Below are 13,802 nucleotides of genomic sequence, written 5' to 3'. Positions count from 1 at the left end.
TTATTAACCGGCTGAAATCAAAGGCAGGGAACTGAGGCTTATGCGTTTTTACTACGGTTGGCTGGTGGTCGGGGGCTCGCTAGCCGTAACCTTGGTGTACGGTGTCTTCTTCGCCTTCGGCGTCTTCTTCACTCCTCTGCGCAGCGAATTCGGCTGGAGCAACGCGGAGACCTCCGCAGCCTTCTCCGTTCACGCCGGAGCCTATGTAGCCTCCGCCATGTTGATGGGGAAGCTGACGGATGCCTACGGTCCAAAGCTGCCCTTGGGAGTTGGAGGCCTCCTAATGGGGCTAGGCCTAGTGCTGTCCAGTCTAACGGCGAATCTGCTACAGTTTTACTTTTTCTACGGTTTGGTGACTTCGCTTGGGGTCGGAGCAGTGTTCATTCCAACCCACTCCACCGTCGTCAGATGGTTTGTCAAAAGAAGAGGCGCAGCCCTCAGCGTGGTCACTGTGGGTGCTGGGTTGGGTGCTATTCTGATCCCTCCCGCCGTCGAGCGGCTGATAGCCCTTTACGGCTGGCGGGAAGCCTTCGTGGTCTGCGGTGTGCTGGTGTGGAGTCTTATGCTGGTGGGCATAGTGCTGATTAAAAATCCCAGCCGGGAAGCCTTGGAAGCCCACGGTGAACTCTCCGAAGAGGCTGGGAACATCCGTGAGGCTTCTCCCCCAGAAAGCCTAAGCCTAGGTGCAGCGCTTAGGACCAAGGCCTTCTGGCTTATCCTTTCCACCTACCTCCTCTTCTTCACCAGCACTTTCATCCCTCTGGTTCACGTGGTTCCCTTCGCCATCGCCTCTGGTATTCAGCCTCTCACGGCAGCGGGGGCCTTGAGTGTTTTCGGTGTTTCAAGCATTTTTGGGAGACTCACTATAGGGCCTCTTTCTGACAGGATTGGGAGGGTTCGAGCGTTGGTGATCTGCCTCGCTCTGCTCACCGGAAGCATCATTTCGCTGGTGGGGGTGAAGAACGCTTTTGCGCTCTATCTTTCAGCCGCCGTCTTCGGCTACGCCTTCGGAGGCTTCATACCTCAAATGCCAGCGATCATCGGGGACTTTTTCGGCTCAAAATCCATCGGAGTCGTCTACGGGGTTTTTGAGGGGTTAGCCTACGGGATCGGCATAGGAATAGGCCCGGTGCTTGGCGGATACTTGATCGACGTAACCGGAGGCTATCGGGAGGCTTTCCTAGCCGGGGGTCTGATAACCTTCTCAGCCCTCCTATCCATCGCTTTGACACGCCCACCTAGGAAACACAGGCCTCCGACCGGTTCAGGCTAAACTGGTGAGCTTCAATCCAGACTATTTGTCGGAGGTGGTGCCTATTTTTCTGGCAGGAACCCCGGCTACGATGGTTTTAGCCGCCACGTTCTCCGTGACCACAGCCCCCGCGGCCACCACTGCCTTCTTTCCCACCCTTACCGCAGGCATGAGCACGGCGTTTCCCCCAATGCTCGCAGCCTCCCCCACCACGGGCCCTCGCAGAGGGGTAGTCTTCCACTTCATGTATTTGTCGTTGAGGAGGACGCAGCGGGGCCCTAGGAAGGCGCGGGACTCTATTCTGCTGTAGGCGGACAGGTAGGCGCCTGTCTGAATGGACACATGGGCGCCGATATGGCAGTGGCCGTCGACCACCACCCCGCTGCCAATGAGGGTGTCTTCTCCCACCACTACGCCCTCTCTTAAAAGGACGCTGTGGCCCAGCTCCACTCCATCTCCCAGCTCCACGTCAGAGTAGATAGTGCAGCTGGGCCTTACGATGACGTTTTTACCCAGCTTCACAGGTCTTCTGTTTTCAGTCTCCTCCTTCCATCCTTCGTCTACCAGGATAGATTTCAAGTCCTTTCGGGGAGGATAGCCTACGATGCTGTGAGCCCCCAAGTAGGAGCCGTCGCCTATGCGGGCTGGACCGTAGATTTGAACGTTAAAATCCACCTTGACCCGTTCTCCAAGGCGGATCTTTCCATACAGTTTACTCCCTGCTTCCACTCTGCAGCTGGCAGAAATCTTTAACCCTTTTCTTTGCATGTTTTTCCCCTGCCTTTTTAACGGTTAGAGGCTTAAGCCCATCAAATTCTAACTATCAGGGGCGAAAAGAAATTTAGGTTTATTGCTAAATGACATCTGAAAGGATTTTAATGGGTTTTTCAGTTAATGCGCGGTCAATTTATATGTAAATAAAAATAATAAATATACAATCTATAAAAGATTGATGACCATGAAGATAGGCATCATCATCGAAACCAACGACGCTGAGAAGGTGTGGAACGCCCTCAGGCTCGGCATCACCTCCTTGGCGAAGGGGCATGAAACAAGGATTTTCCTGCTGGGAAAAGGGGTTGAACTGGAGGAAATCGGCGACGAAAAATTCGACGTAAAAAACAAGCTCACCCAGTTTCTCAAGGAAAAGGGGGAAATTCTAGCCTGCGGAACCTGTCTGAAGTTGAGAGGGAAAGACACCGTGGAGCTTTGCCCTGTGTCCACCATGGCCGACTTGCTGAAACTGGTGGAAGAATCCGACAGAATCATCTCCATAGGCTAGGCTGGAATGCGCGAAAACTATTTGGGGAACCCCGCGCCCATAGAGCTTAGGCAATGATGAAAGCTGGTATTGCGGACCTGTGAAGAGTGACACCAGAACAGAGCCCCTAGTTTATGAAACAAACAGGCCGCCGGGGAAGAGAAAGGGGTCTGAAGTTTTCAATGGTCACCAAGTTTGAAGTCTTCACCTGCCAACCTCTCTGCTATTGGGGTAAAATTCTCACCCTCATCGAAGAAGTGAAGAGGAAGTACGGTTCGGAAGTTGAAATCGAAGTCCACCGAGGCCTAGCCCAAGAAGCATCTCGCTACGGAGTTAAGGTAAGCCCAGCCTTCGTGGTCGACGGGAAGCTCCTCCTATCAGGACGTATACCCCAGCCGGAAGAACTCCTCCTAGCCATCCAAGCTAGAAAAGGAGAAAAGTAGAAAGTTTACTTCAAGTAGGGTTAAGCTGATGAATTTTTCGAGCTTCTTGAAGATGTCTCAGGACTTCTCCGTCATCTAGGTCGTACCAGTGCTCGTAGGCGTCAGCTACGGCGAAGCCGAAGAGGCTGCTTCGTATGTTGAGGCAGCATATCAAATCTGCCTGCGGGGCGACCAGCATTAAAGCATCCACCGAGCCCGTGGGGACGGCCACGGTTATTCTGCCAGCGTTCCTTTTCCTCAAGAACATGGCAGCCACCAGCATGGTATAGCCAGAAGCCAGCCCATCGTCGACCAAGACCACAGACTTACCGGCCATGTCAGGGAAGGGCTTCCCCTGCCTAAAGACCTGATCCCTCCTCCTAATCTCCTCCAAGACTCGGGAAACCGTTCTACTGATTTCTTCTTCGGTTAAGCCGAGTCCCCTGACCAAAGGCTGATTCAACGCCAAGGTTCCGTCAGGAGCCACGGCTCCGAAGCCTGCTTCAGGATTGGAGGGAACTGGAAGTTTTCGGCAGATAGCCAAGTCGAGAGGGGCTCTCAATTTTTCCGCTACCATGCGGCCTACGGGAACTCCGCCGCTGGGCACCGCTAATATAAAAGAGTCCTCAATGCCGCTTTCTTTAAGCTTTTCAGCTAAAAGCATGCCAGCGTGGATTCTGTCCCTGAACACGAAGGTTCTCCCTGTAAGGGCCTTATCTCTCAGCAGTCTGTCTTTAATACCCTCCAAAGCTTTTTCGATAAAGTTAGCTTCGAAACCTTGGGGAGGGCTCAATCCGGTCACCATATGATTTGTTTGGGCGGAGAATTTTTAAAACCAGCGTCTCTCCCCCTTCGAACCGGCTTAGGAGTAGGTTGGAGGCTTAGCTTCTCCCCAAGACTCCCGTTCTGTTTAGCGGGAATGGAGGGGGAAGAATTTTTTATACTTTACAGCCCCTTAACAAGTATGGTTGAAATGTCTTCGGGAAACCCTCAACAGCCACTTTCGGCTGATCTGCGGATGGGTTTTCTGTCAAAGTTAGGCGGAACCCTCATCGAACCCATTCACACCTTCGACCGAATGCTTGACGAAGGTGCAAGCTTCTTGGGGGCGCTGGCAGCGGTTGCCCTCATCTTCGGCATCCTAGGGGGAATGGCGGGCATGGGCATAGCCAAACTGGCAGCGGCCTTTTTCGCCTCCACGGGTCCATGGTTGGGAGGCGCCGTCTTCCCGCAGGCGGCAGTTCAGCTTTTCTTCATTTTCCCCATCGCCTTGGGTGTGCTCAGCTTCGTCTGTGTTCTCCTATTCTGGCTGATATCCTCGGCCATTTCCCATTTCTGCGCCCGGGTGGTCTTCGGCGGGGAAGGCTCCTTTGCTCAGGTTTTCACTCTCCAAGGCTACGCGGCTACACCGTTTTTCCTCGTCGCAGTAGGCTTGGCGCTGGGGTGGTTGAATCTTTTCCTCTTGCCCTACGCTGCATTCTTAGGGCTGACAGCCGTCTTCTGGACGGTGCTTCTTTTGGTGATAGCCGTAGAGAGAAGCCACCGCATCAGCTTTGGAAGAGCCTTTGTCTCCGCCTTCGTGGCGCCTCTCTTGGTTTACCTCGTCCTCTTCACTGGGTTAACTTGGGCGGCTCCTCTGATGTGGGGAGGTTTCTGGGGGTGAAAGGCTCCCCCATCCTAGGGTCCGTGATCATAGGGCTTCTCCTCCTTTCCCTAGCTTATACTGCAGCTTCAGTCTACACTGCCATGGGAGTTGAGAGGAAACCTGAAGCTTTCAGGGAATACGCCCTCACCAAGCCTCGGCTGGTTGGGGAGGTGGTTCATGTTCAGTTTGACATGACGGTGAAGAGGGGTGGAGTTAACATGTCCTTCGTCGAAGACGCGGGTCTCCTCTACAAAATCATAGTTAAAGGCAACAACATTCCTGAACCTAGCATCTCCTATACCCAGATGGATGGCGTGCTGGCAGTGAAGGTTTTCGCCGAGGAGGGTGAGTTCGAGGTGATCCTCGGCAGCGGACAAGTCTACAGCCTCGCTGTGGAGGTAGGTGTGGGCGGTGTTTCCGTCAGGCTAACGGAGGATTCCACCGTGGACAGCCTTAAGCTTCACGTCGCCTATCTTGGAGGCACATCCTTGGAAGCTTTAGAAGGTGCATCCTTCAACCGCCTAGAGCTGAGGGCGAACACGGGGGGAATAAGGCTGAAAGTTGAAAGGCCGAATCTTCAAGAAAACGCCCTGGTCTCCGCTAGGGTTGAAGTAGGCGGTATCCAGCTGGAAAGTTTCACCCTCACTCCTCCCGCTGGAGGACGGCTTACCGCTCTCGTAGACACAGGGGGGATAGCCCTAAACAGCCGAGGCTTCCAGGTGGTCAAGAGCACAGCCTTGGAAAGCGAGATAAGAACCCCCGGCTACGAAGAAGCTCCTACCCGGCTGGATGTCGACTTACAGGTGGGTGTGGGCGGTATCGCTATAAACCAGCCCTACTCCCTAGGCTTCCCCTAAACCCGGTCCAGAAACCGGTCAGCTTCGTGTAGAGGGCGCGGATTCGGCTTTCAGGTTTCTGAATTAAAATTGGCGAAAAGGCCTTAACTTATCAGCTGCCTCCTCCTCTATGTGGATATGAAATATATTCGCTTCGAGATTGTATGGTTTGATTCTCTGGGAGCCAAGTCCTCCTGCGTCTTGGTTAAAACACCGGATGTAAAGCTCATCATCGACCCCGGAGTGGCGGTTATGCACCCCGGCTTCCCAGCCTCAGAAGAGCAGAAACTCCGCTGGTATGAAGCAGCTGGGAAGGCCATCCGCTCCGCCGCGAGAAAAGCAGACCTGGTGACCCTTTCCCATTATCACTACGACCATTTCATCGACTTTGAGGGAGGCCTTTACAGAAACAAGCTTCTCTTCGCCAAAAACCCCAACTGCTACATCAACGACTCCCAGAGAAGCAGGGCTGAGCAGTTTTTTCAACATTTCTGCGCAGAGCTGGGAGGAGTCAGATTGGAGGAAACCCTGGAAGAACCGCAGCCCCAAGAATACGTCGACCCGCGGGACAGCCTAGTTCTCTCCAGAGAGAAAGATTTCGGGGACTACGGTGAAAGGCGGAAGGCCTTGTTGAAGGCGGGAGAAAAATGGTTCAAAGCAAGGGTGAACAAGTGGAGAAAATACAGGGTCATCCCAGAGCTTAAATTCGGAAAAACCCAGGTGGTCTTCCCGGAGGGCAGAGAATTCAGATTCGGAGGGACGAGGCTGAGGTTTAAGGGGCCTCTCTTTCACGGCATCGAATATTCGAGGGTAGGCTGGATTTTCTCCATCGTGGTGGAGCATGGCGGCGAAAAGCTCATTCACTCTTCAGACCTCAACGGCCCCGTCATCGAAGACTATGCCCAGTGGATAGCGGAGGAAGACCCTCATGTGCTTTTTCTAGACGGCCCCATGACCTACATGCTCGGCTACACCCTCAACCTCATCAACTTCAACCGAACCCTCCAGAACGCGTTAAAGATCGTGAGAGAAACCCCCTCCTGCCGTCTCCTCATCTACGACCACCACTTACCCCGGGAGTCGAAGTTTATGGAAAGAACCCGCCCCATCTGGGAGACGGCGAAAAAGGAGGGGAAAAAAGTCACCACAGCCGCCGAGCTTCTGGGCAAAAAACCAGCCTGCCTACTGTCCTCTTAACCGCCTTATAGGCGTTATTCTAGGTCAAAGCCCTCTAAGGAACAGAGGAAACAGAAGCTATATGCTAACCACGCGGCAGACCTCGTGATTTCCCATCCGATAAAAATCATGCCATATATGGCCGCTTTTCAAGAAGCTGGCGGATAAGGAGATTAATTAAGGTGGAACTGAGGATGCCTGTTTAGGCTTCGAATATTTCAATGGCGGCTGTAGGGCATGTTTTAACGCAGGCAAGACACCCTAAGCATGACTCTTCTTTCTCCATGCACTCAGCGCAGATATTTTTCGCCCGTATTCCCAAGCAGGCTTCAGGGTTTGCAACCTTCACTTTTCTGCCGTGGGGTTCTAAAACGGATGCAGGGCAGACGTAAACGCAGGTTCCGCATCCGTCGCACAATTCCAAGTTGATCTGTATTCTTGGCATTCCCTTTTTCTTCCTAAGCTATAAACTGGAAGGTAACCTTAAAAAACCTTTTCAACCACGGGAGACGAGCGCACTCTCACCCTTGTAGGGAAATGAGCCCCGGGAGGGATTCGAACCCTCGACCGATGGCTTTCTTTTCAAAATGCACGGTGAGGATACAAGGCCATCGCTATAACCTGGCTTAGCTACCGGGGCTCTTCCACTGTGGAGGGCTTTCAAGGTTTTATGTTTTTCCTTTAAACCTTCTGGCTGCCTTTTTTAGGGCCTCCAAAGCTGGGAGCTTTTGGCCGGACAGGTAGGCCAGCATGGCCCCCCCACCTGTGCTGATGTGGCCGATTTTCTCCTTCAACCCCATGAGCTCAGCGGCTCCGCCCACATGTCCGCCTCCCACCACGGTGAAAGCGTTGCTCTCCGCCATGGCCTCTAGGATCTCTCTAGTGCCCAAGCTGAAGGGTTCCTTTTCAAAGACGCCCACAGGGCCGTCGGCGATGACGGTTCCCGCCTTTTTGATGATTCCCCTGTAGGAAACCAGCGTATCCACCCCTATGTCTTGGGCCACGGAGTTCAGGGGAAACTCTTTCACACGTTTCTCAACTCTCTCCCCGTTCTCCAGAACAGCTAGGTCGGAGGGTAAGATGAGTCTGTCTTTGTAGGCTTCGAGAAGCTTTTTCGCCCTATCTAGGAGGGGGAGAAACCCCTTCAGCTTCTCCTCGTTTTTCTGGCCGAGCCTATGGCCGGCAGCGTAGAGGAAGAACTCAGCCAGCAAGCCTCCGAGGAGAATCTTGTCAGCCTCCCCGCTTCCAAGAACGTTTTCTAAGACAGGTATTCTGTCCGCCACCTTGATTCCGCCTAAGACGTAGACACAAGGCCTCTTGGGCTTTTCCAAGGTGGCCTCCAAGGCCTTCAGCTCTCTTTCCATGGTTTTACCTGCCACAGCAGGCATGAGCTCGGCGAAGCCGACGATGGAAGCTTGGCTCCGGTGGGCTGCGGCGAAGGCGTCGTTGACGAACAAGTCAAACAGGGGCGCCAGCCTTCGGATGAAGATTGTTTTCACCAGCTTCTCGGGTGGAGCCTCAATGTTTTCCTCAGAGCATAATCTGAGGTTGTCTAGGACGAGAACCTCCCCTTTCTCCACTTTTCTGATCTCCTCCCTAGCCTTAGGTCCGATGACATCGTCGATGAATTTAACTCTCCACCCGAAATATTTCCTCAAGGCTAAAGCGTGGGCTTGGAGAGAGATGAAATCGTCTTTTCCCGGCCTGCTTTGATGTGAGCCGACAACCACGCGGGCGTTTTTCAGGTTTTTCAGCGTAGGCACAGCCGCCCTGATCCTCGCGTCGTTCAAAATCTGGCCTGTTTCCGGGTTGATGGGCACGTTTATGTCAAGCCTCAAAAAAACCGTTTTATCCTCCGTGTCCACATCGTTGAGAGTCAAATACTCCATCTCGACAGCTCCCTCTCCCCAAGTTTGATGAAATAATTATTCTTCCAAACTTTTATAACCGTTAGTTTCACTCTATAACACCTGTCCCACCTGTCTTGAAAGGAAGTGCCGGGGTGGCTCAGCTGGTTAGAGCCCCTTAAAATGGGCTGGACTAAAGCGCTGGACCCCAACGTTCAGCGCAGGGGAGCGAAACTCATAATCCAGAGGCAGCCGCCGGAGAAAGGTCGCGAGTTCGAAGCTCGCCCCCGGCACCAAACAACTAGCTAATATCCTTGAAGAATCAAGAGAAGACTGAAACCTTAACAGGTAGCGATAGGTTAAATTTAACAGGACCCCGTCGAGGAATACCTTTGAAAATACTTTTGCGTTCAACTTCAAAAAAGAACCTCAAGGCCGCGGCGGAAATCGTGAAAAAAGGAGGCCTTGTAGTCTATCCAACCGACACCCTCTACGGGTTAGGCTGCGACCCCTACAACCAAGAGGCGGTGTTAAAAGCTTTCAGAGTCAAAGGCAGAACCGGGAAACCCTTTCCTCTGCTGGTATCCAGCTTGGAAAAAGCCCGTCGATTAGGCTACTTTCCCCCAGCCGCGTTGAAGGCGGCGAAAAAGTTCTGGCCCGGCGCCCTGACCTTGGTGTTGAGGCGGAAGCCGGAGGCGCCCAGCTGTTTGGGCGGAGACCCCTCCCTCATAGGTTTGAGGGTGCCCCGCCACCCCATAGCTTTAAGCTTGATCGAACTCTGCGGAGGAGCTTTAGTGGGAACCAGCGCCAACCTGACGGGGGAGACCCCGCCTAAAACGGCGGAAGAAGCCGCAGCCCAGTTGGGAGGGAGGGTGGACATGATCCTGAACGGAGGAAGAACCCCCCTCGGGGTAGGCTCCACCGTAGTGGATTTTTCAGCTGAGAAGCCTAAAGTTCTGAGGAGGGGAGCGGTGGATGTGGAGGAGCTTTCCCAAGTGTTGGGGAAGCTTTGATAGGCGGGTGAAAGGTTTGGAAAACTTCAACCTTCTCATTTCCACTTGGAGGGGGAAAGAAAGCTTAGCATGCTCAGAAACTTGGTATCTCCTCAAAGAGGTGGGAGACCCCGAAGCTCAGGTAGACCGGACTTCCATCCGAGGTTTGGTGGTGGCTAGGACGAGGCTGGACGCTGTGGAAACAGTGGAAAAGTTGAAGGCTCTCTTGGCTGAAAGACCTGAAGAGTTCCGATATGTTTTGAAGGTGATCCCCATCCATGAAGTTGTTCCTGCAAACTTGGAGGAAATCGCAGCCGCATCTCGGAAGCTGGCCTCCAAAATTGGTGCAGAAGAAAAATTTAAGGTTGAAGTTGAAAAAAGATACACCAGCCTTCACCGTGCAGAAATCATCGAGGCCGTTGCGAGGGAGGTGAACAGGAAAGTGGACTTGAAACATCCAGACAAGGTTCTTCTCATCGAAGTTCTGGGCAGTAAGGCAGGCGTTTCCCTCCTCAAGCCCTCAGACATCCTGTCGGTGGCAAAGGAGAAAATCTAACCCAGCGCCCTCTACCTCCCAGCGGATAGGAGGGACACTTTCTCCAAGGCAATCTTCACCGCAGCCTCCCCTTCGCTCTCTCCCCTCGTCTTCACCGCTTCGATCTCTCGATCAGATATGTTGAAGATTCTTTTGAAAACCTTGAGATGTTTTCCCTTGGGAGTGCTCACCACTCTGTCATCCATTTTGCCGCCCATCAATTCATGAAGCCTTTTGAGAAGGTTTTCAGCCTCCGATTTTTTCGCCTCGAAGATGAGGACGGCCACGTTTTCGGTTTCAGGCCTCAACCCCACCAGTTGGAAGGCTTTTCCAATCTGCCTCTGGGCTGACGCATACACCATGACCTCAACAGGAAAGCTTCGGGAAATGTTGTAGCCGTCTTGAAAAGCCCTCACAGCGTTCAAAACAGCCGCCTCTAAATGCCTCCGCCCCCCAATCCTGTCGGCGTCAAACAGCTGAACCTTCGCACCCCCCACGGTCTCCCTTAACCGGGGGAGGAAGCTCTCCAAGGCGCTCAGTTTCACTTTTCTAAAGCCTTTTATCAAAAGCCTCTGAGAAACGTGACGGCCGAGTTCCCCTAAAGTTTCCGGTCTTCCCAAACCTCTACCCTTCCCCTCTTCTAAGGTTGGTTGGCCTTGGTAAAAATGGTTTTACGCCTCCCTCTGGAAAAACTATTATCTGACTGATGGGCTTTAAAGTGTAGGTGAAAAGGATTGAAAAGGCGGCTCATGGAATTCTTAGCCTGCGCCATGTGTAAGGCTCATCCCCTAGAGCTCCACGTGTTCGACGAAAAGGAGGAAATTGTGGAAGGCATCCTAGCCTGCCCTAACCCTGAATGCCGCATGTGGTATCCCATCATCGAGGAGATACCCCACTGCCTCCCCCCGGAGCTGAGGGAGGAAAGGGAAGACTTAGCCTTCCTCCGAAAATGGAAGGAGAAGGTGCCTGAAAAAATCCTGAAACAAGGCCGCCCCTTCAATCTGTCCCAAGAAGTCTAGTTCAGGGACGCTCCGGTAGTCTAGTCCGGTTAAGGATGAAGGCCTCTCGAGCCTTCGACCCGGGTTCAAATCCCGGCCGGAGCACCAAGCCTTTCTTTGTACATCCAAAGAATATAGAAGACAACGCCAGCACTTTCCGAGGAAGATCAAACCCCAATAAATATTATTTTATAATTTTTAAATAAATTCAGATAGTTAAGAGAGACGGTCAACAAATACCAAAAATGGGAGACCCTAGATGCCGTATATCACTTCAAAACAAAGGATACAGGAATAGCAGATGGTGACACGGACGCTACACTGACAGGCCAAACAAGAGACAGCATCCCGATAGAAGGGTCGGACTCCGTAAAAATAGTTAGGAAGAAATAAAACTCCCATTTTTTAAAATTTCCTGCTGCCTCTCTGAGTTCGATAATTTCTTTCTCTTAAAACTTATCTGTCACTGAGCTGGAATGCAACTATAAACGGTTTGAGAGCAACTGAAAACGTTTAACCCCAGAAACCAATCTTGGCTCTACGTGAAAAAGCCAATCCGAGTTAGGGGCTTATTGGCGTGTTCGGCGAGGTCTCTCATTTTATTTTCCTCCACAGCCGCCAAGATGACCGTTGAAGGGCCGGCTGGCTTCTTGAGGTTTATTGTTGACTTGAAGGGTTTAAAATTCAGCCCTGAACTTTTGGCTAAAACTTTGGCCTCATGAAGAATACCTTGGGAGCCAACGGGGATAATTTCATGAACGAAACTTGTCTTTAACAGTTTGTTTAAATCTCTGAGGTCTGCGATTTCACGGCCTGTTTCAGCTTTCAAGACTTCGCGTCCCACATGCGGTTTACCCACGGCTACAAGTAAATCTCCCCTTTCCACTCTTCCAATCTTAAGGCTTCTCGTAGCCCCCAAGATGGTGATGCCGACTCCTGTCTGTCTGACGGGGAAATTTTTTTCAGAGCTGAGAATAAACTTCACATCGTAGGCTTTTAAACCAGCAGCTTTGAACTCCCCGTGGACGCCGGCTAAAAACCCCTTCCATGCAGGACTCGGATTTATTGACAATGTAAGCGAACACGCTAAAGGTTGAGCGTTAACTGAGAGCGTTTCCATAAGAGCCACTCGTGCCAGAAATCTCCCCAGAACCACACCTTTAACCTTCAAAGTGTCTAGAGGGTTAAAACCTACTCCTCCGCAGGAGTCGCAGCTAACGGTCAGATATGTTTTATTGATTCTGAGAACAATTAAATCCCTCAGAGTTTCTACAAACACTTCTCTGGGCTGTCTTCTAGCCCTCAACGAGGATTTTTCTCCTCCTTATCGCTATGAATATGAACATGGCTAGAATGCCGTTTAAAGTTGAAGCAACTGCCAGAAAGGGCACCAGCAGCAGCGAACCAGCCCAACCCATCACAGGCACTGCCAAGGGGAACATGGCAGTATTCGCGGTTATCCCCGCAATCGTTGCCGGAATGAACCCCCAAACTCTGGAAATGACCTTATGCACGATTCCTACAACAACCCCTACAACTGCCATGCCTAAAGCTATCAAGAAATGCCAAAAACCAAGGGGGAAACCATGGACAATGGACGTGGCTAAGTGTCCGATGGCAAATATCACCGCCCCGTCCATAACCCCAAAATAGAGGGCTGCAAAATAGCCGGGAAAAGAGTCAAAGGCTATGGTTCCCACAGGGCTTGGAAACGGTATAAGGGAACCCACCACACTCAAAGCTGAAAAAATACCCCACCGGGCTACATGCAAAGTTTTGGACTTGGAGTAACGCTTACTCATGAGAGCTCTCTCCATAATCATAATTTTTAGCCTGCTATCCCTAGAGTGGGAAAATAATATTTAATAGTTACATTATGTATTACATTTGTCATACATTGAAAATATTAAATCTCAGACTCCCTGCAAGACTTTTCCACGAGATTGATAAACTCTCTAAAAAATACTCGCTGAGCAGATCTGAAATTGCACGGCAGGCGCTACTCTTCTACTTGAATGCAGCTGAAAACATCGGCGAACTCATCTACCCAGCTGCCTTCAGCCTAGTGCCAGCGAAGATCAGCTTCACAAAGGTAAGAGATGTGATCATTGCTAGGTTTCCACCCAATTTCGCATTGATCATGAGTGTATCTTCCTCTGGAGGCATTGGCTGTAAACCAGACGACGTCATTCAAGTGAAGAATGAAGTTTTAGGTAAATTCATGGCTAGGGTTGGACTGATAAAAGTTCTGTCAACCGGCGCCCATCCAACCCTTGTTTCTGTAGCTTTAAGCGCTGAAAGGAGCCCTGCAGGTGAAGAGATTCTAAAGGGGGTGGAAAGCGAAACTAAACTCCTAGGTTTGGATGTCGATGAAATGGTCCTCCTTGACACGGAGGAAAGCATCAAAACTTCGCAAACAGGCCTCGGCGTGACGGTTATCGGCATCGCCCGCGAAAAAGAACTGAGAATAGGGAAAAGCTGTAAAGGAGATCTGGTGGTAGCGCTCGGTCGGCCGTGTGCTGGAAACGAAGTACTAACCCATGAAGCGAGAGGAGAAACTGCAGACCTGTTAGATGTGATGTTCCTCTTGCAGAAAAAATTCGTTCATGAAATTGTCCCCGTAGGGTCTCGGGGAATCGTCGCCGAGGCTACAGCGCTTGTTTCTTGGGTCGGTCGAGAGGTAAAATTTTCCCGTAGAATACCCTTGGAACTTGATTTGAATAAATCAGCAGGTCCTGCTACCGTTTTACTCTATACTTTGCCAAAGAGCAGTTTTCAAGAAGTGGAGAATCTTTTCAGCAAGCCTCAAACAATAATAGGGATTGTAAAATAATAACA

Annotated in this window: 17 protein-coding genes and 3 tRNA genes; 12 read left to right on the top strand and 8 right to left on the bottom strand. The window is 51.5% G+C overall.

All coding sequences use genetic code 11. The annotated features are described in order from the left end of the window. The first annotated feature begins 64 nt into the window (after positions 1–64). Positions 65–1,273: an MFS transporter gene (locus BWM17_RS07705; protein WP_309493347.1), complete on the top strand. Its 1,209-nt coding sequence runs from the start codon at positions 65–67 to the stop codon at positions 1,271–1,273. Positions 1,274–1,294: 21 nt separating this feature from the next. Here the strand turns inward: BWM17_RS07705 and BWM17_RS07700 are convergent, their stop codons facing one another. Further along, complete coding sequence (locus BWM17_RS07700) at positions 1,295–2,020, bottom strand: DapH/DapD/GlmU-related protein (RefSeq protein WP_309493346.1); 726 nt, start codon at positions 2,018–2,020, stop codon at positions 1,295–1,297. A 184-nt stretch (positions 2,021–2,204) separates the two neighbouring features. On the opposite strand from BWM17_RS07700, the gene BWM17_RS07695 reads away from it, so the two are divergent. Both BWM17_RS07695 and BWM17_RS07690 read left to right on the top strand, forming a co-directional pair. Further along, positions 2,205–2,534 (top strand): DsrE family protein, encoded by a 330-nt coding sequence (locus BWM17_RS07695; RefSeq protein ID WP_309493345.1) that lies wholly within the window; start codon positions 2,205–2,207, stop codon positions 2,532–2,534. Positions 2,535–2,647: 113 nt separating this feature from the next. Further along, a complete protein-coding gene (locus BWM17_RS07690; RefSeq protein WP_309493344.1) occupies positions 2,648–2,956 on the top strand; it encodes a thioredoxin family protein in 309 nt (102 codons plus the stop codon). Positions 2,957–2,966: 10 nt separating this feature from the next. Here the strand turns inward: BWM17_RS07690 and BWM17_RS07685 are convergent, their stop codons facing one another. After that, positions 2,967–3,740: a phosphoribosyltransferase gene (locus tag BWM17_RS07685; RefSeq protein WP_309493343.1), complete on the bottom strand. Its 774-nt coding sequence runs from the start codon at positions 3,738–3,740 to the stop codon at positions 2,967–2,969. Positions 3,741–3,953: 213 nt separating this feature from the next. On the opposite strand from BWM17_RS07685, the gene BWM17_RS07680 reads away from it, so the two are divergent. The 3 genes from BWM17_RS07680 to BWM17_RS07670 all read left to right on the top strand — a co-directional run bounded on the left by BWM17_RS07680 (position 3,954) and on the right by BWM17_RS07670 (position 6,613). After that, positions 3,954–4,598 carry a Yip1 family protein gene (locus BWM17_RS07680; RefSeq protein ID WP_309493342.1) on the top strand — a complete coding sequence of 215 codons (645 nt, stop codon included), beginning with the start codon at positions 3,954–3,956 and terminating at the stop codon, positions 4,596–4,598. After that, on the top strand, positions 4,559–5,437 hold the full coding sequence (locus tag BWM17_RS07675; protein WP_309493341.1) for a hypothetical protein: 879 nt from the start codon (positions 4,559–4,561) through the stop codon (positions 5,435–5,437). Before BWM17_RS07680 ends, BWM17_RS07675 begins: the two co-directional genes overlap by 40 nt. Positions 5,438–5,554: 117 nt before the next feature. After that, positions 5,555–6,613 carry an MBL fold metallo-hydrolase gene (locus tag BWM17_RS07670; protein ID WP_309493756.1) on the top strand — a complete coding sequence of 353 codons (1,059 nt, stop codon included), beginning with the start codon at positions 5,555–5,557 and terminating at the stop codon, positions 6,611–6,613. A 181-nt stretch (positions 6,614–6,794) separates the two neighbouring features. Here the strand turns inward: BWM17_RS07670 and BWM17_RS07665 are convergent, their stop codons facing one another. From BWM17_RS07665 to BWM17_RS07655, 3 genes are all read right to left on the bottom strand, one after another. Beyond that, positions 6,795–7,037, bottom strand: coding sequence for a 4Fe-4S binding protein (locus tag BWM17_RS07665; RefSeq protein WP_309493340.1), 243 nt, complete (start codon positions 7,035–7,037; stop codon positions 6,795–6,797). Positions 7,038–7,132: 95 nt separating this feature from the next. Then, positions 7,133–7,232 (bottom strand) — tRNA-Thr (locus tag BWM17_RS07660). A 28-nt stretch (positions 7,233–7,260) separates the two neighbouring features. After that, a complete protein-coding gene (locus BWM17_RS07655; protein ID WP_309493339.1) occupies positions 7,261–8,481 on the bottom strand; it encodes a phosphoglycerate kinase in 1,221 nt (406 codons plus the stop codon). A gap of 107 nt (positions 8,482–8,588) precedes the next feature. On the opposite strand from BWM17_RS07655, the gene BWM17_RS07650 reads away from it, so the two are divergent. From BWM17_RS07650 to BWM17_RS07640, 3 genes are all read left to right on the top strand, one after another. Next, positions 8,589–8,735 (top strand) — tRNA-Phe (locus BWM17_RS07650). Positions 8,736–8,831: 96 nt separating this feature from the next. Further along, positions 8,832–9,452 (top strand): L-threonylcarbamoyladenylate synthase, encoded by a 621-nt coding sequence (locus BWM17_RS07645; RefSeq protein WP_309493338.1) that lies wholly within the window; start codon positions 8,832–8,834, stop codon positions 9,450–9,452. Beyond that, a complete protein-coding gene (locus tag BWM17_RS07640; protein WP_309493337.1) occupies positions 9,415–9,987 on the top strand; it encodes a THUMP domain-containing protein in 573 nt (190 codons plus the stop codon). The genes BWM17_RS07645 and BWM17_RS07640 overlap by 38 nt, the downstream gene beginning before the upstream one ends. An 11-nt stretch (positions 9,988–9,998) precedes the next feature. Here BWM17_RS07640 and cgi121 read toward each other — a convergent pair whose 3' ends face one another. Next, complete coding sequence (gene cgi121, locus BWM17_RS07635; protein WP_309493336.1) at positions 9,999–10,586, bottom strand: KEOPS complex subunit Cgi121; 588 nt, start codon at positions 10,584–10,586, stop codon at positions 9,999–10,001. Between the two features lie 114 nt (positions 10,587–10,700). Here cgi121 and BWM17_RS07630 point away from each other — a divergent pair, with 114 nt between their 5' ends. Both BWM17_RS07630 and BWM17_RS07625 read left to right on the top strand, forming a co-directional pair. Continuing rightward, positions 10,701–10,985: a Trm112 family protein gene (locus BWM17_RS07630; RefSeq protein ID WP_309493335.1), complete on the top strand. Its 285-nt coding sequence runs from the start codon at positions 10,701–10,703 to the stop codon at positions 10,983–10,985. Between the two features lie 9 nt (positions 10,986–10,994). After that, positions 10,995–11,072: transfer RNA gene (locus BWM17_RS07625), tRNA-Glu, on the top strand. Positions 11,073–11,502: 430 nt separating this feature from the next. On the opposite strand, the gene BWM17_RS07620 is transcribed toward BWM17_RS07625, so the two are convergent. Both BWM17_RS07620 and BWM17_RS07615 read right to left on the bottom strand, forming a co-directional pair. Further along, positions 11,503–12,270: a hypothetical protein gene (locus BWM17_RS07620; RefSeq protein ID WP_309493334.1), complete on the bottom strand. Its 768-nt coding sequence runs from the start codon at positions 12,268–12,270 to the stop codon at positions 11,503–11,505. Beyond that, positions 12,260–12,766: an ECF transporter S component gene (locus BWM17_RS07615; protein WP_309493333.1), complete on the bottom strand. Its 507-nt coding sequence runs from the start codon at positions 12,764–12,766 to the stop codon at positions 12,260–12,262. The genes BWM17_RS07620 and BWM17_RS07615 overlap by 11 nt, the downstream gene beginning before the upstream one ends. Positions 12,767–12,861: 95 nt before the next feature. On the opposite strand from BWM17_RS07615, the gene BWM17_RS07610 reads away from it, so the two are divergent. After that, a complete protein-coding gene (locus BWM17_RS07610) occupies positions 12,862–13,797 on the top strand; it encodes a ribbon-helix-helix domain-containing protein (RefSeq protein ID WP_309493332.1) in 936 nt (311 codons plus the stop codon). Positions 13,798–13,802: the final 5 nt, after the last annotated feature.

This window comes from Candidatus Hecatella orcuttiae (assembly GCF_002009985.1).
Classification (GTDB): domain Archaea; phylum Thermoproteota; class Bathyarchaeia; order Hecatellales; family Hecatellaceae; genus Hecatella; species Hecatella orcuttiae.
The sequence above is the reverse complement of the archived record's forward strand: the minus strand, read 5'-3'. Positions and strand labels throughout refer to the sequence as shown.